We start from the raw sequence: 23,124 nt of genomic DNA on the forward strand, positions 1-23,124 counted from the left end.
TTATAACAAATGTCAAAATATAAAAAAAGCAGCTGCTATCAGCTGCTTGAACGTTACTGCTCTTTATTATTTAATTGTAAATGCTTCAGTATATAAGTTAGTTGTCCCTCTTTTTAGTCTGATGTTCGAAGTTCCCGTCGTTCCTTTAGTCGTTTTTCCTGTGATGACAGTAGAAGCTGAGCCGTGCATATCAGTAGTCAATGAAAATGCGGGACTATAACCGACTGCACTCCATGTTCCATTCATATAGAAGGAACCGAGTTGAGTGCCGCTTGTATTGTATATTCCTACCTTGAGATCGTTATACGTTGTGTTAGGAGTCAAACCACTTAATGTCAACTGAGTAGTGAACGAAACGCCGTTAGTTACTGTCGGCATCATAAAATCATAACTGCTGACTGGTGCCGGCACTGCCGATTGATAGCCGTAGCTTCCTTGTTTGAAGGTCGCTTCATCATACCATTTGTAGGTAGCGGCAGGTGTTGACCACGGCTCACTTTCAGATTCTGTCGATGCTGAAGGTACTTCAAACGGTAATATAGGAGATTTCTGATCTAATGTCAGGCCTTTCTCGCGGAATGACGTATAAGATTCATCCTTAGCCAGCCAGTTGATCAGATTAAGGAGTAGTGTGCTGTCATTTTGTTCTTTGTAGCCGTCATATGTCTTTTTAGTCTGCCCGTTATCTTCTCTTAAATATTTCGGTGTTGCATCTTCTACCATAGACGAATCACCGATAAAGGCTGCTTTGCCGAGTCCTACTTTGCTGATGGCAACATAAGCACCTTCATCACGTCCACCTCCGAAGTAAACGCCCTGATCTACAGCCGGCCCCCACTTATCCGCTGTTGTCAGACCGGATGGTAAGTATACGAGTCCTTTAGCAATATCAGGGTTGGTAATCGCAAGTGTAGAGCCCGCATGCATCGCAACACTACTAACTCCATTTGTAATACCAAATGCACCGGCATCGCGTACAATATCTGTCGCAATAATATTATTCAGTGCATTATATCTGAATCTGACGCCGAAATGAGCCGACAGCCAGTCAGAGCTTCCTACTCCTGTCATTTTCGAGGACTGTTTTTCTGCGGTCGTCATCCCTTTTGCAGGATCATTATACGCGCCCCGGCGATAACCATTGAAGATTTCTGAAGAATCAAACCGATTTAAATTTCGGTCGGCATTATAGTGGTCAGCAATGAAAAATACACTGCCGCCCTGCTGAACAAATTTTAAAATCGCATCTTGCTCTGTGACCTTGTACGGAATATTTGCCTCAGGTATAATGAAAATGTCATGCGCAGACAAGTCTTCATATGTAATCGATGTTCCTTTACGCAATTCTTTCACATGATAACCTTTTGCTGCTATGCCGTTACCAAAATCAGAAAATGCACCATCAATGACCCAGTCCGCTGCTCCTGCAGTCTGACCATGGGTATTATCAACTAAGACGCTCTGACCATTCGCAGCTGTCGGCTTAATCTCTGGTGCTCGGTCGCTGAAGTTTTCTGCATAGCCCGCATGAGTCCCTAAAGTTAGAGCTGCTATCGTAGTCAAGACCGCTTTTTTGAGCATCAGATTTTCCTCTTTTCACATAAATAGATTTTTACTTATTATAACTCTATTTTTAACAAACTATTTTTAAGTGTATGTAAATAATATGTAAAACAAATAGCGCTTTATTTTCAATATTTACATAATTGTCATGTCTATTTGATTGATGTTTTGTTATCATTGACTCATGCGTTACAAAAATAGAAAAAGGAGCATCATCATGTTTAAAAAAATCGTTAAAACTTCTGTTCCTGCAGTGATGGCAGTAACAGTACTTGCAGCTTGTGGTTCTACAGATTCAAAATCAGACGACAACAAGGAGTCAGCAGACAAAGGCTACACGCCTGAGAAATTAACGGTACAATTCGTTCCTTCTCAAAATGCTGAAACACTTGAAGCAAAAGCAAAACCGCTTGAAAAGTTATTGACTGATGAACTAGATATTCCAGTAGAAGTTTCTGTATCTACTAACTACAACACAATTGTAGAAGCGATGAAATCTGAAAAAGTAGATATCGGCTTCCTGCCTCCCACTGCTTATGTTTTAGCACATGATCAAAAAGCTGCCGACGTATTGCTACAGGCTCAGCGTTACGGTGTAAATGATGATGGTACCCCGACTGACGAATTAGTTGATTTTTACAAATCACAGTTCATCGTTAAAAAAGATTCCGGTATCGACAGCTTGAAAGATATGAAAGGCAAGAAAATTGCGATGCAGGACGTGACGTCCACTGCAGGATACGTGTTCCCGGCTGTTGAATTAAAAGGCGAAGGTATTGATCCATTAAAAGATATGGAAGTAACCACTGTTAAAGGTCATGATCAAGCAGTTATTTCATTATTAAATGATGATGTAGATGTTGCAGTGACATTCCAGGATGCACGTAACATTGTTAAAGGCGACCAGCCTGATGTCTTCAAAGATACTAAAATCGTGAAATTCACTGAAAATATTCCTAATGATACAATCGCAGCTCGTTCAGATATGACTGATGAGTGGAAAGATAAAGTAACAGAAGCATTCGTCAATATCGGTAAAGACAAAGAAGGACAAAAAATAATCCGTGATGTTTATTCACATGAAGGTTATGTGAAATCAGATGATTCTAAATTTGACATCATTCGTGAGTACGATAAAAAAGTCAAAGAATAATTTCTTAAGCATATCTATGCTATCAACAAGGCTAAACTCACACTCGTGGGTTTAGCCTTTTATTTAAAGGAGTGTCACTATGAGTCAAATCGTATTTTCTGACGTCAGTAAAGTCTATCCAAACGGCCATGTCGGCCTTGACCACGTTGATCTTGAAATCAACCAAGGTGAATTCGTAGTGATTGTCGGCTTATCAGGAGCCGGGAAATCGACGATGCTGCGTTCTATTAACCGTCTCCACGAAATCACTTCAGGTGATATTTCCATCGACGGTGAATCTATCACTAAAGCAAAAGGCAATAAACTACTGATGATGCGCCGCAATATCGGTATGATTTTTCAAAGTTTCAATCTTGTTAAACGCTCTTCTGTCATTAGAAATGTACTGTCCGGTCGTGTAGGCTATCATCCAACATGGAAAATGGTGCTGGGATTGTTTCCAAAACAGGACAAACAGATTGCTCTTGAAGCACTTGACCGCGTCAATATTGTGGAGAAAGCTTATAACCGTGCCGATGAATTATCAGGCGGCCAGCAGCAGCGTGTCTCAATCGCACGGGCACTTGCTCAGGAACCGAAAATTATTTTAGCAGATGAACCTGTTGCCTCTCTCGACCCATTGACCACTAAACAAGTCATGGATGACTTACAGCGTATTAACAAGGAACTCGGCATTACTATTATTGTCAATCTTCACTTTGTTGACCTTGCCCGTGAGTATGCGACAAGAATCATCGGGCTGCAGGCTGGCAGAGTGGTCTTTGATGGTCCTGTAGAACTGGCAACAGACGATGCTTTCAGCAAGATTTACGGTCGTGAAATTAAAGATGACGAGAAGATGGGGGTTAACTGATGAACCCAACACCTACCAGTAATGCTAAACGTTATAAAACTATTTTCTCACTGCTGTTAATAATTGCTCTAGTCATATGGAGCGGCTACAGCACAGGGTTCAGCTTACAAAGTCTGGCTATGGGCTGGCCGGAAATGATGAATCTTATGAGAGAAATGCTGCCACCAGACTGGTCCTACTTCTCAGAAATCGCCGATCCGATGCTCGATACGATTCGTATGGCAGTGCTTGGCACAACATTCGGTTCACTACTTGCGCTACCCGTGGCCTTATTATCAGCAAGCAATGTATTTAAATCCCGCTGGATTTACATGCCTGTTCGTTTCGTCCTCAATATCATCCGGACTATTCCCGACCTATTGCTTGCTTCTATATTCGTAGCGGTGTTTGGTATTGGAGCGCTTCCTGGTATATTCGCTCTGACCGTTCTGTCCTTCGGAATTGTCGCAAAGCTGTTCTATGAGGCCCTTGAAAATATCGACAACGGACCGCTTGAAGCGATGACTGCGGTCGGAGCCAACAAATACAAATGGATTACATTCGGTGTTCTGCCGCAGGCTCTTGCACCTTACCTGTCATTTGTATTATTTACTTTTGAAATCAACATCCGTGCTGCGGCTGTACTTGGTCTTGTAGGTGCGGGTGGTATCGGGTTGTTCTACGATAAAACACTCGGCTACTTTGAATATCCGAAAGTAACTGCTATTATCATTTTTACTTTAATAATAGTAATGGTCATTGACTATACGAGTACGAAAGTGAGGGAGCGATTGCTGTGACAAAGAACTATGACTACTTGAAAACTAAATCATCCGTCCCTTCTATTATCAGAACGGTCCTTCTCATTGTGCTGCTCCTTGCCATTTACATATGGGCGTTCAGTGGTATGCCGAAAATAGAAATCAAAGAAAAATCATGGGAGATTCTTTCTAATATTTTGTCAGGAATCATTCATCCTGACTGGGGTTATGTCTATATGCCTGAAGGGGAGGACTTGCTGCGCGGTCTGCTTGAAACGTTTGCCATTGCGTTTCTCGGGACCATCATTTCAGCAGTGCTGTGTATCCCGTTCGCATTTTTAGCAGCTAGAAACATTTCAAACCGCTTCCTGTCTGAAATCAGTAAATTCCTACTCAGTCTCATCCGCGTGTTCCCGGAAATCATCATGGCTTTATTATTCATCAAAGCGGTCGGTCCTGGCGCATTTGCAGGGGTACTTGCAGTTGGTATCCATTCAATCGGGATGCTCGGTAAACTGTTTGCTGAAGACATCGAGAATTTAGACCTCGGTCCATCTGAAGCATTGACTGCTACAGGCGCCAATAAAATTAAAACGTTGATGTTTGCTGTCGTTCCGCAAATATTACCGGCATTCATTTCGTTTGTTCTTTATCGTTTCGAAATCAATTTAAGAAGTGCATCTATCCTCGGGTTAATCGGTGCAGGTGGTATCGGTACACCACTCATCTTCGCACTGCAGGGAAGAACATGGGACCGTGTCGGTATCATCCTTATCGGTATCGTGATCATGGTTATCATCGTTGACACATTATCAGGTGCCATTAGAAAACGACTTGTATAACAGTACAAAAAAACAGTGACGCACTACACAGCGTCACTGTTTTTATATTTCTGTACGTCCTGAAATGGCTTTTGACAACGTCACTTCATCCGCATACTCAAGGTCACCGCCGACTGGCAGTCCATGCGCAAGGCGAGTAGTCTTAAGACCGATCGGTTTCACTAATCTTGAGATGTACATCGCTGTTGATTCACCTTCGATGTTAGGGTTTGTCGCCAGAATCAATTCCTGAACTTGTTCATCCTTCAATCGGTTCAATAAGTTCGGAATATTGATATCTTCTGGGCCGATGCCTTCCATCGGAGAAATCGCTCCTTGCAGCACATGGTACATCCCTTTGTATTCCCGCATTTTTTCCATTGCAATGACGTCTTTTGATTCCTCGACGACGCAGATCATCGAGCGGTCGCGCGTCTTATCGGCACAAATATAGCAAGGATCTGTATCCGTAATATGACCACATACCGAGCAGTACGTCAGTTCACGCTTCACATCAACCAGCGCCTTGGCGAAGTTCATCACATCGTCTTCTTTCATATCGAGCACGTGAAATGCAAGACGTGCTGCCGTCTTAGGGCCGATACCAGGCAGTTTCATAAAGCTGTCTATGAGCCGTGAAATAGGTGCTGGATAATGCATTACATCATTCCTGGAATGTTCATTCCTTTAGTATGCTGACCTAAACGCTGTGCTGTCACATCGTCTGCTTTAGACAACGCTTCATTAGTTGCTGCCAGTACTAAGTCCTGTAACATTTCGATATCTTCTGGATCTACTACTTCTTCCTTGATGATGACATCAAGAACTTCTTTATGACCTGAGACAACAACAGTGACCATACCGCCGCCTGCTGTCCCTTCAATACGTTCGTCTTTTAACTTTTCCTGCTCTTCCGCCATTTTCTTCTGCATTTTCTGCATTTGTTTCATCATTTGCTGCATATTACCGCCACCGCGCATAATTGTTTCCTCCTATTTAATCAATTAAATTTATTGTGTCTTTGCCGAACAAATCTTCTGCCGTCTTGACGATATCGTTCTTGGGTTCCGATTTAGCTTCGGTCTGCTGCTTCTTATTCTTAATATAGTCATGTCTGACTTGCAGCCACTGTGAATCTGGTACACCTACCATTTTAACTTTTTTATTGATAATTGTGTACACAATCGACTCAATCTGTTCGCGTTTGTCGTCACCTTTATTGACGAGTTCACAGTGAATATCTTCTTCAAATTTAATCAACACGTGCGTACTGCTCGCTGCTACCGGCTCTGAATTCTGCAGCAGACTGACAAGTGCACGGTCGTTCTGTTTGACGTGATCGATGAGCGACTGCCAGTTCTCCTTGAGATAATTCAAATCTTCACGATTAGCATTGTCCAGCACATTCTCTATTTGAGAGATTGAGAATTTATTCGTCGTACGCTCTACTTTTTGTTTTGGCTTAGACGGTGCTGCAGTAGGGTTCAACTGGACTTGAGCAAGTTTCTCTTCAAATTCCTTCATCTTCGCATCGATATACTGCGTATTAACTCCCGCACTCTGCTGATGGCTCTTGACCAGTTCTGAAAGTTTCACAATCAACACTTCAAAGTGGATGTTCACGTTGACTGCAAAGCGCATCGATACAAGTGTATCGTTGATCTTATCAATCATTTCGTAGATGACGGGCAGCTCTACTCTGTAAATTTCACCTTGTCCCTCTGTTCCGGTAGCAAAATCAACAATGATATCCCGTAAATAATAGATGAAATCATTCACGAGCCGGTTTGATTCCTTACCGTCACTTAACAGCTGGTGATACAAGTCAAATGCACCGCGTACATCATGTGTCACAATCGCGTCAGTCAGTGCGTGAAGATCATCTTTACCGACACTTCCGGTCACATTCAATACATGCGACAGCGTCAATGTTTCATCGCCGAACGCAATGGCCTGGTCCAGTATACTCAAAGCATCCCGCATGCCGCCTTCAGCTGTCTGGGCAATGAATTCAAGTGCCTGCACTTCAAACTGAATGCCTTCTTTGTCGCAGACATAAGTCAAATGTTCAACGATATCTGGTGTGGCGATTGCCTTGAAATCAAATCGCTGACAGCGGGAAATAATCGTTGGTGGTATTTTGTGCGGCTCTGTCGTCGCCAATATGAATATCGCATGGCCGGGTGGTTCTTCAAGTGTCTTTAACAGTGCATTAAATGCACCTGTCGTCAGCATATGCACTTCATCGATAATATAGACTTTGTATCTGGATTCACCTGGTGCATACTTCACTTTATCTCTAATATTACGGATTTCATCCACGCCGTTATTGCTGGCTGCATCAATTTCAATGACGTCAGAGTTTGTTCCGTTCGTAATCGAAATACAGCTGGCACATTCATTACATGGTTCGCCGTCATGACGTTCAGTACAGTTGATAGCTTTGGCAAATATTTTCGCGATACTTGTTTTCCCTGTACCACGCGGTCCGTTGAATAAATAAGCGTGTGATATTTTATTTCTCGCTATAGCGTTCTTCAGCGTAGTCGTCACATGCTTCTGTCCGACTACTTCTTCGAAAGCCTGGGATCTGAACACGCGATATAATGCCTGATAACTCAAGACGTCCCCTCCATCAATATTGGTCCTTTTATTATACCATTAGACATAACTGCTTCATAACAAAAAAGAGAAGACTCATCAGAATGAACTGTTGATGAGTCTTCCGCAACATCGTTATTTCTTTTTCATTTTTTTGTACAGCCAGTATGCCCCAGGGTTCAGCGGCTTGATAAAATCACCAATTTGCTCATCAATATAGGCATTGAATCCTTTCTTGAACTTCGCAACGCCTAGGTCAGGCGACGATTCTGTAAAGTCCCCGCTGACGCCATAGAAGTTATAGCGCTTCAGGCCAAGCTGATTGGCAAACTTAATCATTTCCCACTGCATGTTATACGCACCCATGAACTGATTATAAGCAGGATTAGAGCCGCTTGATAAGTAATACAGCTCATGATTGTTGAAAACATAAATAGCACTCGCCAATTCAAGCACATCGCCGTCACTTGCTTTTAAGGCTTCTGTTTCCGCGACTTTCTTCTCGATCTGTGCTACTGCCTTTTCGAGTTCTACTGTTTTATTTTTCAGCTTTCTGTAGTCAGGGTTCTCTTCCAGTTCTGCTGCTGCCTTATTATAATCTGCGCGTTTTATGCTCAGCTGGTCGTTCAGGCGTTTTAAGTAATCATTGAGGTTGATATACGTCATCACAACGCGCGCATTGTCCCCGTATGTTTGTTTCATACGCTTGAACGTCTGCAGGTCAAACAATGAGAAATGATGTTTATCTTCCGCCATTTTATACAGCCTGAAAAACTTCTCCATTTCATCATCTGATAAGTCACGCATCTGCACACCCATCTCAATCGTTTTATTGATATTACGGCGCGTCTTATAATCCATTTCTTTCAGCAGTTCGTCATCTGTCTTATCTGTTAAATCAAGTACTGATAAGAAGCGTGCCTGGGAATCCATAGAGTAGCCGATACTGTAACCTTGGTGTTTATAGCCGAGGCGTTCCATTTCGGTGATAATATCGTCCACTTCAAATGACTCAGTGACATAGCCGTCGCCGTCCAGATGATTACGCGTAATATAAGGGTCCACTAACACAAACAGCCCTTTGTGCTTCTTCAAATAAGCAGTTAAATGCGTGTAGAAAAAATCGACGAGTGCTTTGTCATGATGATCGAACAACGGTCCTTTATGCGTATAAAAATAATTGAAGAATTTAAAGCTCGGCGCACCGTTCAGTAAACAGGCTGCCAGCACTTTGTCCCCTTCTTTCACTCCTACGAGATGGACATCAAGATTTAATGTCTGACGACCCGCGAAGTGAGCTCTAGATTGTGTATAGTGACTGAAATGATCGTTAACAAACGATTCAAATTCCTCTATCGTCAAATTACAAAACTTCATTAAAAAGCTCTCCCGTTTTTTGACATGTTCTATTTCGTTATTTACTATAACACTTTCGTGTAATAAATATGTAGTAATATTATTTCCGCATCTTATATTCAACTTTATTTCCGACTTCAGTCAGCTGAAACGTTCAAAAAAAAGACCTAGTCTCCTAGGTCTATCTATTAGCTATATCATTAATTTGTATATAAATACCGTGCACCTCTACGTCGATTAACATCCACAAGCGGAACCTCGATCGACAGCTCAAAGACGGCTGCCCCAGTCACATACAAGGTACCACTTAATGCTGCTTCCTTCCGGACCTGACATGATTCATGGGCTTATATTGACTCGGACCGTCTTCTCAACACTACGTGTCAAGGTCAGGCCTCACAAAATATTACCCTCGGCAGAGGAATTAGGTCTTGCCTAAGCGGCTTGCAAGTACAGGGAACCGCTAACTCCCCACTTAGCACGGCAAAACCTATGATACTATATCAGCGGATTGTTTGGCAAGAAAAACACTTTTATTTTTCTCATACTATCATTTTTTGCTAGTCGGTCGTCTTGAAAAATCAACAAACTTAAATTCACTTGCTCTATGTTTCGAAATATTATATTGAAACGCGACAGCATTTGATAAATGAACAATCGAACGAACTGTGGCTGCATAAGGTGGTGAGGCATCATTGAACAACTCGAGCTCAGCTGTCGTCATCGGTTCGAAAGTAATCGCCTTGTTTGAGAAGCTGATGACCAACCCAAGTTGATTCTCGATATAGGAATAGATCGATTGTTCAGCTATTTCCTTCGTCAATGTCGGCATCAACTCAACAAGAAAATAATCTGTATCAATGATGTTGACTGTTTCTCCTTTACGTCTTGTTCTGACGACCTTAAACAGTTCAGTATTTCCCGATATTTTAAGTGCCGTCATTACTGCTGGATAGTCAGACGCACGTACTTTGTCAAACGATTCCACATGTGTCACATAGTCCATATTGAGCGACTCTTTAATTTCTTCAAAACTAATGAGCTGAGACACCGGGAAATTCATTGATTCATTGTAAATAACAACTGACCCTTTGCCTTTTAACTTCTGGATAAACCCATTTGTCTGAAGCAGACTCAAAGCCTTTCTCACTGTTTCACGTGAGACTTGATACTGTTTGACCAGAAGATTCTCAGAAGGCAGTTGATCATGCTGCTGGTATTCTCCGCTGATGATTTTACCACTTAATTCCTGATATATCATACGATATTTATTACTATTCATCCTTATGTCACCTCTTGTTTCCAAATATCTTAACATAAATTAACTAGTTTGGAACAAGATGCTTTTAATTATTTTTTAACCGCAATAGCCTGGTAAGGCTCAAACTTCCCACTGTAAGAATCATAATTATTAATGAGCACTTCACCGTCAATATTTACATCAGCCGGCACTTCTACCATCTGACCGCTAAAGTTAGCAATGACAATCACTATTTCTTCATCCAACTGACGTTCATAGGCAAATAATTGCGGATGCTCTTCCAGTAACGGTACGACCTTTCCATACGTCATTACATCAAGTTCGTGTCGTAGTTCAATCAACCGCTGATACGTGTAGAAGATAGAGTGTTTATCTGCAAGTGCCTGTTCCACATTAATATGCTGATAATTATCAGCGAGATCAATCCACGGCGTCCCAGTCGTAAATCCAGCATGGGCAGAACCATCCCACTGCACAGGAGAACGTGCATTATCACGAGACTTGTCCCTTAAAATACGAATCGCCTGGCTATCTGATATACCACGCTCTTTCATAATAGAATAAGCATTTAATGATTCCACATCGCGATACTGATCAATGCTATTGAAATACAAATTCGTCATACCAATTTCTTCACCTTGATAGATATACGGTGTACCTTGCAGGAAGTGCAGCGCGACGGCAAGCATCTTACCACTTCTGACACGGGCTTCTTCAGTCGTATCATCACCGAAACGAGATACTACGCGCGGCTGGTCATGGTTACACCAGAAAATAGCGTTCCAGCCGCCTCCAGCTTCAATACCTACCTGCCAGCGGAACAGAATTTTTTTCAGCTCCAGAAAATCATACGGCTGTTCAGACCACTTCTCACCATCTTTATAATCTACTTTAAGATGATGGAAATTAAAGACACTGTTTAACTCTTGACGCTCCGGCTTTGTATATTTAATACAATGTTCAAGGGTCGTCGAACTCATCTCGCCTACGGTCATAAATCCTTCTTTGTCGCCAAACGTGCTACGGTTCATTTCATGCAGAAACTCATGAATTCTTGGACCATCCGTATAAAATTCTTTACCGATGTCGTCAGAGTTTTTATAGTCGCCTTTAGAAATTAAGTTGATGACATCAAAACGGAATCCGTCCATACCGAAATCAATCCAGTAATTGATCATATCAAAGATGTCTTGACGCACGCTGTCATTTTCCCAGTTTAAATCTGCTTGAGTGACATCAAACAGTCGAAGGTAATACTGTCCCGTTATTTCATCTTTCTGCCATGCACTTCCCCCGAACTTAGATTCCCAGTTGGTTGGGGGCTGGTCACCGTCACCGTCTTTCCAGATGTAGTAGTCACGGTACTTGCTGTCTGTGGATTGACGTGATTCAATAAACCATTGATGCTCAGTGGATGTATGATTGATGACGATGTCTGACATAATCTTGATACCACGTGCATGCGCCTCGTCAAGCAGCCGCTTAAAGTCTTCTTTCGTCCCGAAGTCAGGATTAATTTCATAATAATCACTAATATCATAACCATTATCGTTCATCGGTGAACGATAAACCGGGGTCAGCCACAGATAATCTACGCCTAATATCTTTAAATAGTCGAGCTTTTCGATAATACCGTTAATATCTCCCTGTCCATTACCTGTCGTATCGTTAAATGACTTCGGATATATTTGATAGACCACTGATTTTTTCCAGTCGGAAACTGCCAATTAAAAAACTCCTCACGTTTTAAGATACTTTAAATTTATCGAGCATAACTTGTACTTACAAGTTATTCAATTTCTCTAACAACTTCTTTGTTCTTTCTTTCAGCAAATATTGAAAATATCAGTGTCAATACAATCGGAAGAATAATGGCAATAATCATTCCAATTAAGAAGGTCATACGGAAACCTTCATTGATAGAGATAATCCCTGGTACACCACCGACCCCGACTCTTCCAAGTAATTGCTGAGAACCAAACAACGCACCGACGATACCCGTCGTAATTACCGCTGCAACGAATGGATATTTCAACGGAATGTTGACCCCGAACATGGCAGGTTCTGTAACACCTAACCAGCCTGAAATTCCTGACGTCAATGCTAAACCTTGTTCTTTAACAAGTTTACGGCGTTTGTATAACCACCATGCCGCAAATGCTGCAGATCCTTGAGCAATATTGGAAATCGCAAGGATTGGCCATAAATAGGTTCCTTTTAACTCAGAGTTCATCAACTGGAAGTCAACAGCAAGGAACATATGATGCAAACCTGTGACTACTAATGGTGCATAAATCAAGCCGTAGACTAAGCCGCCTAACCAGCCTGCTTGAGTGAAGATCCATTGAATGACATCTGTAATTTGCGTCCCTAACCATAAGGCAATCGGGCCAATAAGAACGAATGACAAGAAACCGACAAGCAGTAGAGATACAGGTCCAACAACGAGCATTTTGATTGAGTCATGGACACGTTTATTCAGAAAACGTTCTACTTTAGCAAGGAACCATGCTGCAATCAATACAGGTAAGACTTGTCCTTGGTAGTTCAGTTTTTCAATATGCAGACCGAACACATTCCACTCTGGAATCTTTGTTAATTCACCTGTCTCTGAATTACCTAAACTATACTGTGAAGCAAGACCCGGGTGACACATAATCAAACCAAGTACTAACCCGAGAATTGGACTACCACCAAATACACGCATAGCTGACCAACCAATCAACGCAGGAAGGAAGATGAATGGTGCTGCTGCGATATAGTTGATGATTTCTGCCAAGTCCTTCAATTGAGGATACATCTCGACCAGTGACTGATCACCAAATAGTCCGCCTGCTGTCAGTACGTTGTTCAAACCAAGAAGTAAACCTGCTGTAACGATAGCCGGCAATAACGGAATGAAGACATCACCTAATGTTTTAATCGCACGTTGCAGTGGGTTCATCTTGTCTGCTGCTGCTGCTTTCACTTCATCTTTCGTACTCTCGCCTATTCCCGTTTCCTCCGTGAACACTTGGTACACTTCATCTACAGTACCAGGACCAATCACAATCTGAAACTGATTGTTTGCCGCGAATGACCCTTTCACTAAATCCAATTGATCTAATGCCACTTTGTCGACTTTCGTTTCATCATTAAGTGCTAAACGTAGTCTTGTCACACAATGAGTCGCTGCATTGACATTTTCTTTGCCGCCGATTGCATCAATAATCTGTCTGACTTCATCTCTATTAACTGCCATACTGTCATCTCCTTATTTTTCAATTAATCCTATTGTATCTTGTCTATACAAGCATGTAAAGGCTTTCTGAAAAGGATTACAAAAACATTAGTTCTTTCACAATTCATAGTCATCACGAATAATTTTATTTATACTAAGTTAAAAGAGCTGATTTGAAAGGATGAATAAAATGCATATGTTTATGGGTAACGAACCTCGAAAAGCCGTCATTATAAGTGATGGAACCCGATGTCTTTATGACGATGAACAACGAGATACGCTATTTCCGTCAGCAAGCCTCATTAAACTTCCTATTATGTTATATGTGTATGAACATTTGTATGACGCACTCGATCAAAAGCTGGCACTTGATAGCCCTGTTGAAGGAAGCGGTCCAAGCCCTTACTTATCTCATCAGTATTACACTATTCACGATCTTGTCACATTAATGATTATTGCTTCAGATAATACAGCAACTAATACCATCATCGAATATATAGGACTGGATACATTGAATCATTATTTCATGGAAAATCATTGGTCAGCCACTATTCTTAACCGTAAAATGATGGACATTGAACGACGGCTTGCAGGTTTTGATAATATGACTTCAGCAGCTGATATGATGGCTATAGTAACAGCGATTTATCGTCATCAACACTTTGAAGACATGTTTACAATGATGAAGCGACAGCAGTTGAAGGAGAAGATACGACTATATATTGTTGATAGTAACATTGAAACAGGTTCTAAATCTGGAGAATTCGATCAAACGAGACATGAAGTCGGTATTATGCGTTATGACAGCAACATTTTGTTGTTTGCCTGCCTCACCGATCACCCAGATCCCATTAAAACACACCAGGCCTTTCATTCATTCGGCCTGGTGCTCAAGGATATTGTTACTGGAAATCAATCACCCGACTCCCTGCAACATAATGCGTCTCGTAATACCCGGAAGTAATCGTCATCTCTTCTATGGCTTTCGGGGTATGCGGCGAGTGAATCATCATGCCGTCCCCTATATAAATGCCTATATGTGTAATCGAATCTATAGATTGATTGCTTGAAAAATAGACTAAATCGCCCGGCAGCAAATCAATTTTATCAACCGGCGCTGCAGCCTCATATTGTTCACCTGCATCCCTAGGGAGTTTATGGCCCATATGACGATACACTTGATAGACAAATCCAGAGCAGTCATAGCCATAACTGGACATTCCGCCCCACAAATAACCGAGATCCAGGAACTGACGGGCAGCAGCATACAGCGCTTTAAAATTATGCTGTATTTGCGGCCAGTAATTCGGTTGAATCACGACATCTGAGGTACGAAGTTCAAGCGTACCATCTGGACTCATCACAGTGACCCAGCCATCTTGTTCATCGATCAACGGCAAAGTTGTATTAAAACTAATGATGATATGCGGTTGCTGATCTTTGTATGTCAATGTCTTCGGTACAATGACGCGAACATACTGACTGTCGTCAGCCACTTCACAGACGTCTGACAGCTGTGCTGCAGGAATATAACCTGGGTAACCGAGTTCATGCTGATCAGACGCCTGGTGAATACAGGCAACTTTCATCCAGCCATCCAGTTCTTCAAGCACTTCAACTTCTTCTCCGTATAGAATCTGAGTGTCAATACTCAAATCTTCACTGAATGCAAGTTTCTCTTCCAGCGTTAATTTGAGCAGCCACTGCTGGATATTCGTTGGATGTGTCAATGCTTGCTCATCTACAGATCTCACCTTGTCAGGTGCTGACCAGATCGTTCCCACTGCTACATTACATACTTTTCTCATCTTTTAACTCCTCCCATAACTTATCATTATCAATTCCGAGCCCATACCCTTTACTGCAGCTCACCTGATTTCCTTCATAATGAATGCCGCCTTTGATAGGCTTTTCTTTCAACATGAGCGGTGCATCAAAATCAATTTGATCTGCTTGTATTGCCATAGCAAAATGCAACGCCGCTGTCACGGAAACGTGAGATTCCATCATGCTCCCGACCATACAAGGGACTGAAGCAATATGATAAATTTTCAATGCTTCATATAAACCGCCTGTCTTCATCAGCTTAATATTCCATTTGTCTGCCGCCCATTGATCGACAAGATTTTTGGCATCATCAATACAGAACAAGCTTTCGTCTGCCATGACAGGAATTTTTGTATGACGTTTGATTTCTGCCATCCCTTTTATATCTCTTTTATGAACCGGCTGCTCAATAACTGTCAATGGAATGTCACGTCGTTCAATGCCAGCACAGAACGTCACAGCATCTTTGACAGACCACCCTTGATTGGCATCAATGCCGAGTTGTATAGAATCATCTACTGCTTCTCTAAGAGCAGCGATGCGTTCAATATCTTCCTCTACGCGGCCACCAAGTTTAATCTTCAGCAGAGTAAATCCTCGTGATTGATAATCGAGGGCATCTTTGACCATTTCGTCCAGCCCGTTCAAGCTGACTGTATAGCTTGTTTCGAAATCTTGATAAGTTCCTCCTAAATATTGATAGAGCGGCTGCTGCTGTTCCTGGGCGAGCAGGTCGTACACCGCCATATCAAGAGCTGCCTTAGCACTTGTATTACCGACGATAGCCTGCTGAATGACCGGCAGCAGTTCTGTTGATAGTTCTCGTCCAATGAGCTGTTGTTCAATAATGTGGACTGCCCCGCATATACCAGGAATCGTATCACCTGTGATCGCATGGGTCGGCACCGCTTCTCCCAGTCCAATGGCACCGCTGTCTGTATGTATGAATACATAAAGGCTTTCTACTGCTTCTACAACTCTTAATGCAGTCTTAAATGTTTTTTGGAGTGGTGATCGTTTCAGTTTAATATCAATTGCTGTGATGTTCATGTGCCACCTCTAAATATCTGAATTTTCTTTCTATTATATCAGACATAAAAAAAAGATGCCCTGGAGAGGACATCTGCATATCAAAATATTAGTCTTGGTTTAAAAATAATGGCGGAGGAAGAGGGATTCGAACCCCCGCGAGCCGTTAAGCCCCTGTCGGTTTTCAAGACCGATCCCTTCAGCCGGACTTGGGTATTCCTCCAAATAAGACAATAACAATCTTATAACACAGATTATTTTTTGTCAATGCCTTTTATTTGTTCCAAGACAATTCATTGAAATCATGAGTCCGCTCATTACTGTGAGACAGCCTTTTTAGCTAATGACGTTATGTAGTCAAAGAATGCATCATGATCGACGTCATAGACCAAGTTAACCCGACGGCCGTTTTCCACTTCATACGTACGCCCTTGCGACGGCCCTTCAGTAACGACGTCTGAATAGACGACTTTGGATTTGACGAGCTCAGGATTACCAAGCGCAGCAGTCGTTAAGACATCCCAAAGGTAATACGTTGAGTTCGTCGCAAAGTGTTTGAGCGGCGGAACCATGGCATAACTCACTCCTAAGAAATCAACCCCTTCAAATGACCGCTCATCAGCCCACATTTGTCGTATGTCTGTTGTTAACGGCACTTGCAGCGTACTTTCAAGGGCGACCATATCGATGTCAATCGGAGAATTGAAAACAACCCCTACAGCTTCCGGGTCCCAAAAAGCATTCCATTCCGCCGTGCCGTCATGCTCGGGTTCGTGGACATTACCTTCAGGGAGATAAGTACCCCCCATCCATACTAAGCGGTCTATTTTATCAACGATCGCGGGTTCTACTTGTATAGCCTTAGCTAAATCCGTCAGTGGACCCGTGAATAAGAGCGTTGTTTTCTCCGATTCTGCCATTACTTGATCAATTAAGTGCTGATAAGCCGGCTGTTCAGCAAGAGGTGCCAGCTGCTGTTTTTCGTTTAGTATCGGCAAAGCATCCATAAAGAACGCATGCATCCGCCAGTCTTTCGGAAATGGATTTTTGCCTCTTTCCTTGGACATTGCTGTATCAACTTGATAATCACCGAACTTTGCAATAATTTTCCGGCTGGCAAATGTCGCAGGTTCTATGTAACAATCAGCATCAATGACACTGACACCCGTCAACTTAACATTATCCATCTGCAGCAGCAAAAATAATGAAATTAAATCATCTACGCCGCCATCATGATTAAAATATACGTGTTTCATTTTGTTCATCCCAACCTTTTCATTGTTATTTTATAACTATCAACTTTACAATTATAATATACTTTTTAATCTTTGACGCTATAGATAGAAACTCTATCCATGAGGAGATGACTGAATGACTATAAAGGATAAAACTATTAAGTTGATCGCCCTTGATTGTGACGGCACATTAATTAGTGACAACCGTGAGATTACCTCGCGCACGAAAGTGGCACTCATCAAAGCACAAGAGCAGGGAATACGAGTAGCGCTTGTTTCAGGCCGGCCGCAATCAGGATTCTGGTATGAAACAGAAGAACTGAACTTAAAGCAGCATCATGGTCTGATCGGTGCTTATAACGGTGGCATGGTCATTGATGTTGAATCAGGAGAAATTAAATATCAAAATCCAATACCTGTCGAACAAGCAAAGGAATTTCTCAATTTAATTCACGATTATGACCTCACCTATATCGTCGACAACGGCACGCACTTGTATTCTAATTCACCTGACAATCAATATGTCATACATGAATACCGTGATCATCGACTGGAACTTGTAAAGACCGAGGAGTTGCGTGAGGAGCTGGACTTCGATCCAGTGAAAATCTTATTGACCGCAGACCCGGAACGTGTGGACGAAATATATGATGAACTCGTTGATATTTGCGGCGACACTCTCGGTCCTATCCGTTCCACCCCGTTTTATCTTGAGATTACAACTAAAGGAGTCAACAAGTCATCTGCACTTGATCATATCTGCAAAGCTGTGAATATTGATAAAGATAATGTCATCGCATTCGGTGATCAGCTGAACGATACAGAGATGATACGCGATGCAGGGATCGGTGTAGCGATGGGCAATGCAGTCGATTCCATCAAAGAAACTGCTGATATCGTGACGAGTGATAATAACAGTGACGGCATTGCAGAAGTGATTGAACAGCTGCTTAAATGAAAAGATATCCTATAAGATGAACCGTCCCAGTTTTATAATAAAATAAAACACTTTTGCTGATAGAATCAGGGCACCTGTTTCCAATATTAATAAGGAAATAGGCGCCCTGATTAAATTATTATGCTGTCTCATCCATAGAATTTTTAATACTATACATCACTACTGCCCTATGACTCCAATCTCCATTGAAGTAACATAATTATTCTCATTGAACGATACTAAGTAATGTGCTTTATTCGTTTTATACAAAATATAACCGCCGCCAGTCATATTTTCATGCATATCTTCTATATGGTTTGCTTGATGTGCCTTCATGAATGCTGATTTTTTTACTGTTCCCGGTTTAAACATCATTTTAATATTCCCGAGTCGCCCTTTTTTATCTGTCAGAAATTCAGTATCATATTTTTTAGTCAATATGCCGGTGACTCCTACAGCTGCTTTTGGATTAATTTTATGACCGTTAATTTTTACGTTATCGTATTTCAATGCTTTAACAAAATACTTGTCTAATATAAAGCTGCCATTGTAATATGTGTAGCCATTGTAATAATAATAAGGCTTTTGAACTGCTGATGTTTTCGCTGATACTTCATTCGTATCAACTACCATTGTTCCTAATAACAATGATGATGCGATAGTTCCTGCACTAATTAGTTTTGTAACATAATTCATTCCAATCACCCCAAAAATTTTTTAGCGTGTGGCGTAAGTTACATATCATACGTCTATCGTATATTACTTAAATTACTATTTCAAATGATAATGATCTAAATTTTTATTCACTTACTCTTAATACAAAAAATCCTGCCGCTCAAGTTTGAGCGTGCAGGATTTAGTTGCTGTAGCGGCCATTATAAGGATTGTTGGCACGATGATCTATGATGAACGTAATAATGATAAATAATAGTCCTAATGCTATAAATACAAATGAGCCGAACACTGACGTTTCATACAAAGCAAAACCAGCGATAATTTCAATCAGCCCAAGCACAAATACAAATAACTTTTTGTACGTTGCGTTCATCTCTTTCACCTCTTCTAGAAAATTCTATACGCTTATCATACAACAAAACGAACGATAAGTAAGATTAAGAGATTGCACAATTTTGTGACATGTCGGATCAGATGTGCGGCTGTTCGTTGTAGAGATTTTCTAAAAACAATGAGCATGCTCCTAACGCCGCACTGTTATTTTTAAAAGAAGATACTTCAACTGCAGTCGCCCCAACAGTTTTTACAATCACACTTTTTTTAATGATTTTATTGGTATGCGGGAGAAAGTGTTTATGCGCATTTGTAACACCACCCGATAAAATAATTTTATCCGGATTAACTAAGTGAATGAGATTAATCAGCCCGTAACCAAGAGCAGTTCCTAAATCTCTGTAAATTTTCAAAGCGTGTTCATCGCCTGCATTAGCTAATTCGTTAACACGCTTTGCTGTTTCATTTGGTTTAATTAATTTTTGTTTTCTTGCTACTTTCTCTATTGCTGAACCTGAGATAATGGTTTCGATACAACCATGATTACCACAATCGCACTTTCTTCCATTTTCGTAATTGATTACTGTATGTCCGAATTCCCCGGCAATATCATTATTTCCTCGGAAAAGTTGACCATCAATCATCATACCTGCACCGACTCCATAACCAATATTTACAAGGATTAAATTATCATGTTTAGATTCACCATTAAACCATGATTCCGCAAGTACCATGGCTCTCACATCATTTTCAACTTTAACCTCAAAATCATATTCTTTTTCAATGATTTCTTTGAGGGGTATATTTTTCAAGTTCAGTCCCGGAGCAAATAAAGCGATCCCATCTTCTGAATCCACAATACCGTTCATAGCAATCCCGAGTCCCAAAATTTCTTTATTTCCGTTCTTAGTAAAGCGAATCAAATCATTGATGACTTCTTTTATTTTATCAATAAACTCTTGTTCGTTAGGTTTTTTTATTTGTATTTCTTTTTCATATAGTATATTTCCATTTAAATTACATATGATTCCATTTAATTTTCTTGAAGAAACATCCACACCAAAAATATAGTAAGCATTATCATTAATTGCAAGAAGTTTAGGTTTTCTACCACCTTGGGATTCACCTAATACTTCTTTTTCCAGAACGATCTTTTCTTCAATAAGTTCTTTAACAATGCTACTGACAGTTGGTGGCGTCAAAAGAGTATCTTTAGCTATCTGCGCACGTGAGGTTGTTTGATTTTGACGTATATTATTTAGCACTAATGTTTTGTTTGTATATTTCATTTGTTTAAATGTTCCACGTCTCATCATACAATACCTCTTAAGTTAAATTTTTTGGAAACTATACGTTGTTACAGCGCTAAAAGTTTCGCCTTTTTTCAATATGATATTTCCAAAATTATCATGGTTAATAGCATCTGGAATATTTTGAGTTTCTAACGTAACACCACAGTATTGCTTTAATTGTACACCATCAGATGATAAATAATCCATCATATTAGATGTATAAATGACTACTGAGGGTTGATCTGTATACACTACTACTTTTCTACCTTTTTCCTCTACCTTTAATTCAATAGCTGCTTTATCTAATTTTCCATTCAATAAGAAAGGATGATCATAACCATCAACTAACTGGTTATCATCATCTTGATGCACAATTCCATCTTTCAAAAGTTTAAATTGGCTAAAATCGAAATTTTCAGTGTGCTTTACTTCTCCAGTAGGAATTAACTCTTTATTTATTTCTATAAAATACTGATTATTCAGCTTCAATTCATGATTAAGAATACTTTCATTATAATTACCGTTCAAATTAAAATAAACATGATTTGTAGGGTTAAATATAGTATCATTATCCGTTTCTGCTTCATAGCGTATTGTCCATTGATTATCTTTTTCAATTGTATGAATGACTTTAATATTCATATTGCCTGGATAACCATCCTCAATCGATGATTGAAAAGTAGTAAAAATCAATGAAACCTTATCTCTCTCTTCTTTTATTTCACAGTCCCATATTTTGCTATCCAATCCCGCTCGGCCACCATGCAGATGGTTATTTCTATCATTACATTCAAGTTGAAACATTTCACCATTCAAAGTAAACATTCCTCTATTAATCCGACCTGCTACCCGACCGACCGTTGCACCGAAATAACCACCACTATTTATATAGTCGTCCACTGTATTTAAAGATAATATTATATTCTCCAATTGATTATGATTATTTAACATCATAACTTTATGGATACGTGCCCCAAAGTTGATAAAACTAAAGAACATATTTTCCGTTTCAATAATATATTCATATACATTCTGATCATTAATATGATCAAAAAGCACCTTTTCAACTTTCATGTTATAACCTCCTATCTTATAGCAAGTTCTGTTTCTTTATCAAAAAAGTGAAGTTTATTTAAATCTAAAGCAAGATCAATCATCTCTCCCACCTTATAATCAAAACGTGAATCTAATTTAGCAATAACTTGATTGCCATTGACCTCTGTAAATAAAATAGATTCAGATCCAAGGAGTTCAACAACTTCAGTTTTTGCAGTGATAACACTATCTGGAGATGACTGAAGAAATAGAGGTTCATCATGTAAATCTTCAGGCCGAATGCCAATGACGATATTTTTTCCATTATAAGCTGCTAGTTTCTTCATCTTCCCTTCAGGAATTGTTATAACAGAATTTCCAACCTTCACTTTCCCGTTATCTAAATAAGCATCAATAAAATTCATTGCAGGACTTCCAATAAAACCACCGACAAAAATATTAACAGGATAATCATATACTTCCTTAGGTGCTCCTATTTGTTGAATCACTCCATTTTTCATTACTACAATTCGAGAAGCCATAGTCATTGCTTCTGTCTGATCATGAGTGACATAAATTGTAGTTACTCCTAAACGATTATGCAGTTTAGAAATTTCAGATCTCATCTGGACTCGTAATTTAGCATCTAAATTGGACAGTGGTTCATCCATTAAAAAAACTTTAGGTTTTCTTACAATGGCTCTTCCTAAAGCTACTCTCTGCCTTTGACCGCCAGACATTGCTTTTGGTTTTTTATTCAATAAATCTTTAATTCCTAGTATGTCTGCCGCTTCATTGACGCGTTCTTTAATCTCATTTTTATTCACTTTCTTCAGCTTTAATCCGAACGCCATATTTTCATAAACAGTCATATGAGGATATAATGCATAGTTTTGAAATACCATTGCAATATCCCGATTTTTCGGCGTCACATCATTAACTACGTTATTATCTATCGCTATAGTCCCTTTTGATATGTCTTCTAAACCAGCGAGCATTCTCAAAGTAGTGGATTTTCCACAGCCGGACGGTCCTACAAAAACAATAAATTCTTTATCTTCTACGGTTAAATTAAAATCTTTGACTGCCTCATAACCATCTTCATAAACTTTGTAAACATTCTCAAAATTAATACTTGCCATCTTAGTCACCTCTATATTATTGGTTTCTTGCTTTCATACTCATTTAACGAT

At 40.3% G+C, this 23,124-nt stretch carries 22 protein-coding genes, 1 tRNA gene and 1 other RNA gene; 6 read left to right on the forward strand and 18 right to left on the reverse strand.

Going from position 1 to position 23,124, the window contains the following annotated elements:
* Nucleotides 1-66 precede the first annotated feature (66 nt).
* Nucleotides 67-1,581 (reverse strand): DNA-binding protein, encoded by a 1,515-nt coding sequence (locus tag AC3IPL_RS10440; RefSeq protein WP_489240971.1) that lies wholly within the window; start codon nucleotides 1,579-1,581, stop codon nucleotides 67-69.
* Nucleotides 1,582-1,780: 199 nt separating this feature from the next.
* Here AC3IPL_RS10440 and AC3IPL_RS10445 point away from each other — a divergent pair, with 199 nt between their 5' ends.
* From AC3IPL_RS10445 to phnE (AC3IPL_RS10460), 4 genes are all read left to right on the forward strand, one after another.
* Nucleotides 1,781-2,716 (forward strand): phosphate/phosphite/phosphonate ABC transporter substrate-binding protein, encoded by a 936-nt coding sequence (locus AC3IPL_RS10445; RefSeq protein WP_489240972.1) that lies wholly within the window; start codon nucleotides 1,781-1,783, stop codon nucleotides 2,714-2,716.
* Between the two features lie 79 nt (nucleotides 2,717-2,795).
* Nucleotides 2,796-3,569 (forward strand): phosphonate ABC transporter ATP-binding protein, encoded by a 774-nt coding sequence (phnC, locus tag AC3IPL_RS10450; protein WP_489240973.1) that lies wholly within the window; start codon nucleotides 2,796-2,798, stop codon nucleotides 3,567-3,569.
* Nucleotides 3,569-4,348 carry a phosphonate ABC transporter, permease protein PhnE gene (phnE, locus tag AC3IPL_RS10455; RefSeq protein WP_489240974.1) on the forward strand — a complete coding sequence of 260 codons (780 nt, stop codon included), beginning with the start codon at nucleotides 3,569-3,571 and terminating at the stop codon, nucleotides 4,346-4,348. Before phnC ends, phnE (AC3IPL_RS10455) begins: the two co-directional genes overlap by 1 nt.
* On the forward strand, nucleotides 4,345-5,151 hold the full coding sequence (gene phnE / locus AC3IPL_RS10460) for a phosphonate ABC transporter, permease protein PhnE (protein ID WP_489240975.1): 807 nt from the start codon (nucleotides 4,345-4,347) through the stop codon (nucleotides 5,149-5,151). Before phnE (AC3IPL_RS10455) ends, phnE (AC3IPL_RS10460) begins: the two co-directional genes overlap by 4 nt.
* A gap of 42 nt (nucleotides 5,152-5,193) precedes the next feature.
* On the opposite strand, the gene recR is transcribed toward phnE (AC3IPL_RS10460), so the two are convergent.
* From recR to treP, 8 genes are all read right to left on the reverse strand, one after another.
* A complete protein-coding gene (recR, locus tag AC3IPL_RS10465; protein WP_489240976.1) occupies nucleotides 5,194-5,790 on the reverse strand; it encodes a recombination mediator RecR in 597 nt (198 codons plus the stop codon).
* Nucleotides 5,790-6,110, reverse strand: a complete 321-nt coding sequence (locus tag AC3IPL_RS10470) for a YbaB/EbfC family nucleoid-associated protein (RefSeq protein ID WP_149458861.1) — start codon at nucleotides 6,108-6,110, stop codon at nucleotides 5,790-5,792. Before AC3IPL_RS10470 ends, recR begins: the two co-directional genes overlap by 1 nt.
* A 16-nt stretch (nucleotides 6,111-6,126) precedes the next feature.
* Entirely contained in the window at nucleotides 6,127-7,752 is a 1,626-nt protein-coding gene (gene dnaX / locus AC3IPL_RS10475) for a DNA polymerase III subunit gamma/tau (protein ID WP_489240977.1), read from the reverse strand.
* Nucleotides 7,753-7,866: 114 nt separating this feature from the next.
* The gene (locus AC3IPL_RS10480; protein WP_489240978.1) at nucleotides 7,867-9,108 is read right to left on the reverse strand and encodes an aminoacyltransferase; all 1,242 of its coding nucleotides are present in this window, start codon (nucleotides 9,106-9,108) and stop codon (nucleotides 7,867-7,869) included.
* A 197-nt stretch (nucleotides 9,109-9,305) separates the two neighbouring features.
* An RNA gene (gene ffs, locus AC3IPL_RS10485) (signal recognition particle sRNA large type) lies at nucleotides 9,306-9,571 on the reverse strand.
* A 66-nt stretch (nucleotides 9,572-9,637) separates the two neighbouring features.
* A complete protein-coding gene (gene treR, locus AC3IPL_RS10490; protein ID WP_489240979.1) occupies nucleotides 9,638-10,369 on the reverse strand; it encodes a trehalose operon repressor in 732 nt (243 codons plus the stop codon).
* A 68-nt stretch (nucleotides 10,370-10,437) separates the two neighbouring features.
* Complete coding sequence (gene treC, locus AC3IPL_RS10495) at nucleotides 10,438-12,075, reverse strand: alpha,alpha-phosphotrehalase (protein ID WP_489240980.1); 1,638 nt, start codon at nucleotides 12,073-12,075, stop codon at nucleotides 10,438-10,440.
* A gap of 62 nt (nucleotides 12,076-12,137) precedes the next feature.
* Nucleotides 12,138-13,589, reverse strand: a complete 1,452-nt coding sequence (gene treP, locus AC3IPL_RS10500; protein ID WP_489240981.1) for a PTS system trehalose-specific EIIBC component — start codon at nucleotides 13,587-13,589, stop codon at nucleotides 12,138-12,140.
* A gap of 169 nt (nucleotides 13,590-13,758) precedes the next feature.
* Here treP and AC3IPL_RS10505 point away from each other — a divergent pair, with 169 nt between their 5' ends.
* The gene (locus tag AC3IPL_RS10505; RefSeq protein WP_489240982.1) at nucleotides 13,759-14,532 is read left to right on the forward strand and encodes a serine hydrolase; all 774 of its coding nucleotides are present in this window, start codon (nucleotides 13,759-13,761) and stop codon (nucleotides 14,530-14,532) included.
* Here AC3IPL_RS10505 and AC3IPL_RS10510 read toward each other — a convergent pair.
* The 4 genes from AC3IPL_RS10510 to AC3IPL_RS10525 form a co-directional block, all read right to left on the reverse strand.
* Nucleotides 14,471-15,376 (reverse strand): C40 family peptidase, encoded by a 906-nt coding sequence (locus AC3IPL_RS10510; protein ID WP_489240983.1) that lies wholly within the window; start codon nucleotides 15,374-15,376, stop codon nucleotides 14,471-14,473. The genes AC3IPL_RS10505 and AC3IPL_RS10510 overlap by 62 nt on opposite strands.
* Nucleotides 15,360-16,445 (reverse strand): dipeptide epimerase, encoded by a 1,086-nt coding sequence (locus tag AC3IPL_RS10515; protein ID WP_489240984.1) that lies wholly within the window; start codon nucleotides 16,443-16,445, stop codon nucleotides 15,360-15,362. Before AC3IPL_RS10515 ends, AC3IPL_RS10510 begins: the two co-directional genes overlap by 17 nt.
* A gap of 109 nt (nucleotides 16,446-16,554) precedes the next feature.
* Nucleotides 16,555-16,647, reverse strand: a tRNA-Ser gene (locus tag AC3IPL_RS10520).
* Between the two features lie 94 nt (nucleotides 16,648-16,741).
* On the reverse strand, nucleotides 16,742-17,680 hold the full coding sequence (locus tag AC3IPL_RS10525; RefSeq protein WP_489240985.1) for a nucleoside hydrolase: 939 nt from the start codon (nucleotides 17,678-17,680) through the stop codon (nucleotides 16,742-16,744).
* A gap of 115 nt (nucleotides 17,681-17,795) precedes the next feature.
* On the opposite strand from AC3IPL_RS10525, the gene AC3IPL_RS10530 reads away from it, so the two are divergent.
* Nucleotides 17,796-18,617, forward strand: coding sequence for an HAD family hydrolase (locus tag AC3IPL_RS10530; protein ID WP_489240986.1), 822 nt, complete (start codon nucleotides 17,796-17,798; stop codon nucleotides 18,615-18,617).
* 159 nt (nucleotides 18,618-18,776) lie between these two features.
* On the opposite strand, the gene isaB is transcribed toward AC3IPL_RS10530, so the two are convergent.
* The 5 genes from isaB to AC3IPL_RS10555 form a co-directional block, all read right to left on the reverse strand.
* On the reverse strand, nucleotides 18,777-19,292 hold the full coding sequence (gene isaB / locus AC3IPL_RS10535) for an immunodominant staphylococcal antigen IsaB family protein (RefSeq protein ID WP_489240987.1): 516 nt from the start codon (nucleotides 19,290-19,292) through the stop codon (nucleotides 18,777-18,779).
* A 160-nt stretch (nucleotides 19,293-19,452) separates the two neighbouring features.
* Entirely contained in the window at nucleotides 19,453-19,644 is a 192-nt protein-coding gene (locus AC3IPL_RS10540; RefSeq protein ID WP_489240988.1) for a hypothetical protein, read from the reverse strand.
* Nucleotides 19,645-19,741: 97 nt separating this feature from the next.
* Nucleotides 19,742-20,920, reverse strand: coding sequence for an ROK family transcriptional regulator (locus tag AC3IPL_RS10545; protein WP_489240989.1), 1,179 nt, complete (start codon nucleotides 20,918-20,920; stop codon nucleotides 19,742-19,744).
* A 15-nt stretch (nucleotides 20,921-20,935) separates the two neighbouring features.
* Entirely contained in the window at nucleotides 20,936-21,970 is a 1,035-nt protein-coding gene (locus tag AC3IPL_RS10550) for an aldose epimerase family protein (protein ID WP_489240990.1), read from the reverse strand.
* Nucleotides 21,971-21,981: 11 nt separating this feature from the next.
* The gene (locus AC3IPL_RS10555) at nucleotides 21,982-23,073 is read right to left on the reverse strand and encodes an ABC transporter ATP-binding protein (RefSeq protein WP_489240991.1); all 1,092 of its coding nucleotides are present in this window, start codon (nucleotides 23,071-23,073) and stop codon (nucleotides 21,982-21,984) included.
* Between the last annotated feature and the right edge of the window lie 51 nt (nucleotides 23,074-23,124).

Source organism: Macrococcus sp. GL_134 (assembly GCF_057834705.1).

Bases quoted from the DNA above. Each gene is read 5' to 3' on its own strand.
- AC3IPL_RS10440 (WP_489240971.1), bottom strand. From the start codon at position 1,581: ATGCTCAAAAAAGCGGTCTTGACTACGATAGCAGCTCTAACTTTAGGG.
- AC3IPL_RS10445 (WP_489240972.1), top strand. From the start codon at position 1,781: ATGTTTAAAAAAATCGTTAAAACTTCTGTTCCTGCAGTGATGGCAGTA.
- phnC (WP_489240973.1), top strand. From the start codon at position 2,796: ATGAGTCAAATCGTATTTTCTGACGTCAGTAAAGTCTATCCAAACGGC.
- phnE (WP_489240974.1), top strand. From the start codon at position 3,569: ATGAACCCAACACCTACCAGTAATGCTAAACGTTATAAAACTATTTTC.
- recR (WP_489240976.1), bottom strand. From the start codon at position 5,790: ATGCATTATCCAGCACCTATTTCACGGCTCATAGACAGCTTTATGAAA.
- AC3IPL_RS10470 (WP_149458861.1), bottom strand. From the start codon at position 6,110: ATGCGCGGTGGCGGTAATATGCAGCAAATGATGAAACAAATGCAGAAA.
- AC3IPL_RS10480 (WP_489240978.1), bottom strand. From the start codon at position 9,108: ATGAAGTTTTGTAATTTGACGATAGAGGAATTTGAATCGTTTGTTAAC.
- treR (WP_489240979.1), bottom strand. From the start codon at position 10,369: ATGAATAGTAATAAATATCGTATGATATATCAGGAATTAAGTGGTAAA.
- treP (WP_489240981.1), bottom strand. From the start codon at position 13,589: ATGGCAGTTAATAGAGATGAAGTCAGACAGATTATTGATGCAATCGGC.
- AC3IPL_RS10505 (WP_489240982.1), top strand. From the start codon at position 13,759: ATGCATATGTTTATGGGTAACGAACCTCGAAAAGCCGTCATTATAAGT.
- AC3IPL_RS10510 (WP_489240983.1), bottom strand. From the start codon at position 15,376: ATGAGAAAAGTATGTAATGTAGCAGTGGGAACGATCTGGTCAGCACCT.
- AC3IPL_RS10515 (WP_489240984.1), bottom strand. From the start codon at position 16,445: ATGAACATCACAGCAATTGATATTAAACTGAAACGATCACCACTCCAA.
- AC3IPL_RS10525 (WP_489240985.1), bottom strand. From the start codon at position 17,680: ATGAAACACGTATATTTTAATCATGATGGCGGCGTAGATGATTTAATT.
- AC3IPL_RS10530 (WP_489240986.1), top strand. From the start codon at position 17,796: ATGACTATAAAGGATAAAACTATTAAGTTGATCGCCCTTGATTGTGAC.
- isaB (WP_489240987.1), bottom strand. From the start codon at position 19,292: ATGAATTATGTTACAAAACTAATTAGTGCAGGAACTATCGCATCATCA.
- AC3IPL_RS10540 (WP_489240988.1), bottom strand. From the start codon at position 19,644: ATGAACGCAACGTACAAAAAGTTATTTGTATTTGTGCTTGGGCTGATT.
- AC3IPL_RS10545 (WP_489240989.1), bottom strand. From the start codon at position 20,920: ATGATGAGACGTGGAACATTTAAACAAATGAAATATACAAACAAAACA.
- AC3IPL_RS10550 (WP_489240990.1), bottom strand. From the start codon at position 21,970: ATGAAAGTTGAAAAGGTGCTTTTTGATCATATTAATGATCAGAATGTA.
- AC3IPL_RS10555 (WP_489240991.1), bottom strand. From the start codon at position 23,073: ATGGCAAGTATTAATTTTGAGAATGTTTACAAAGTTTATGAAGATGGT.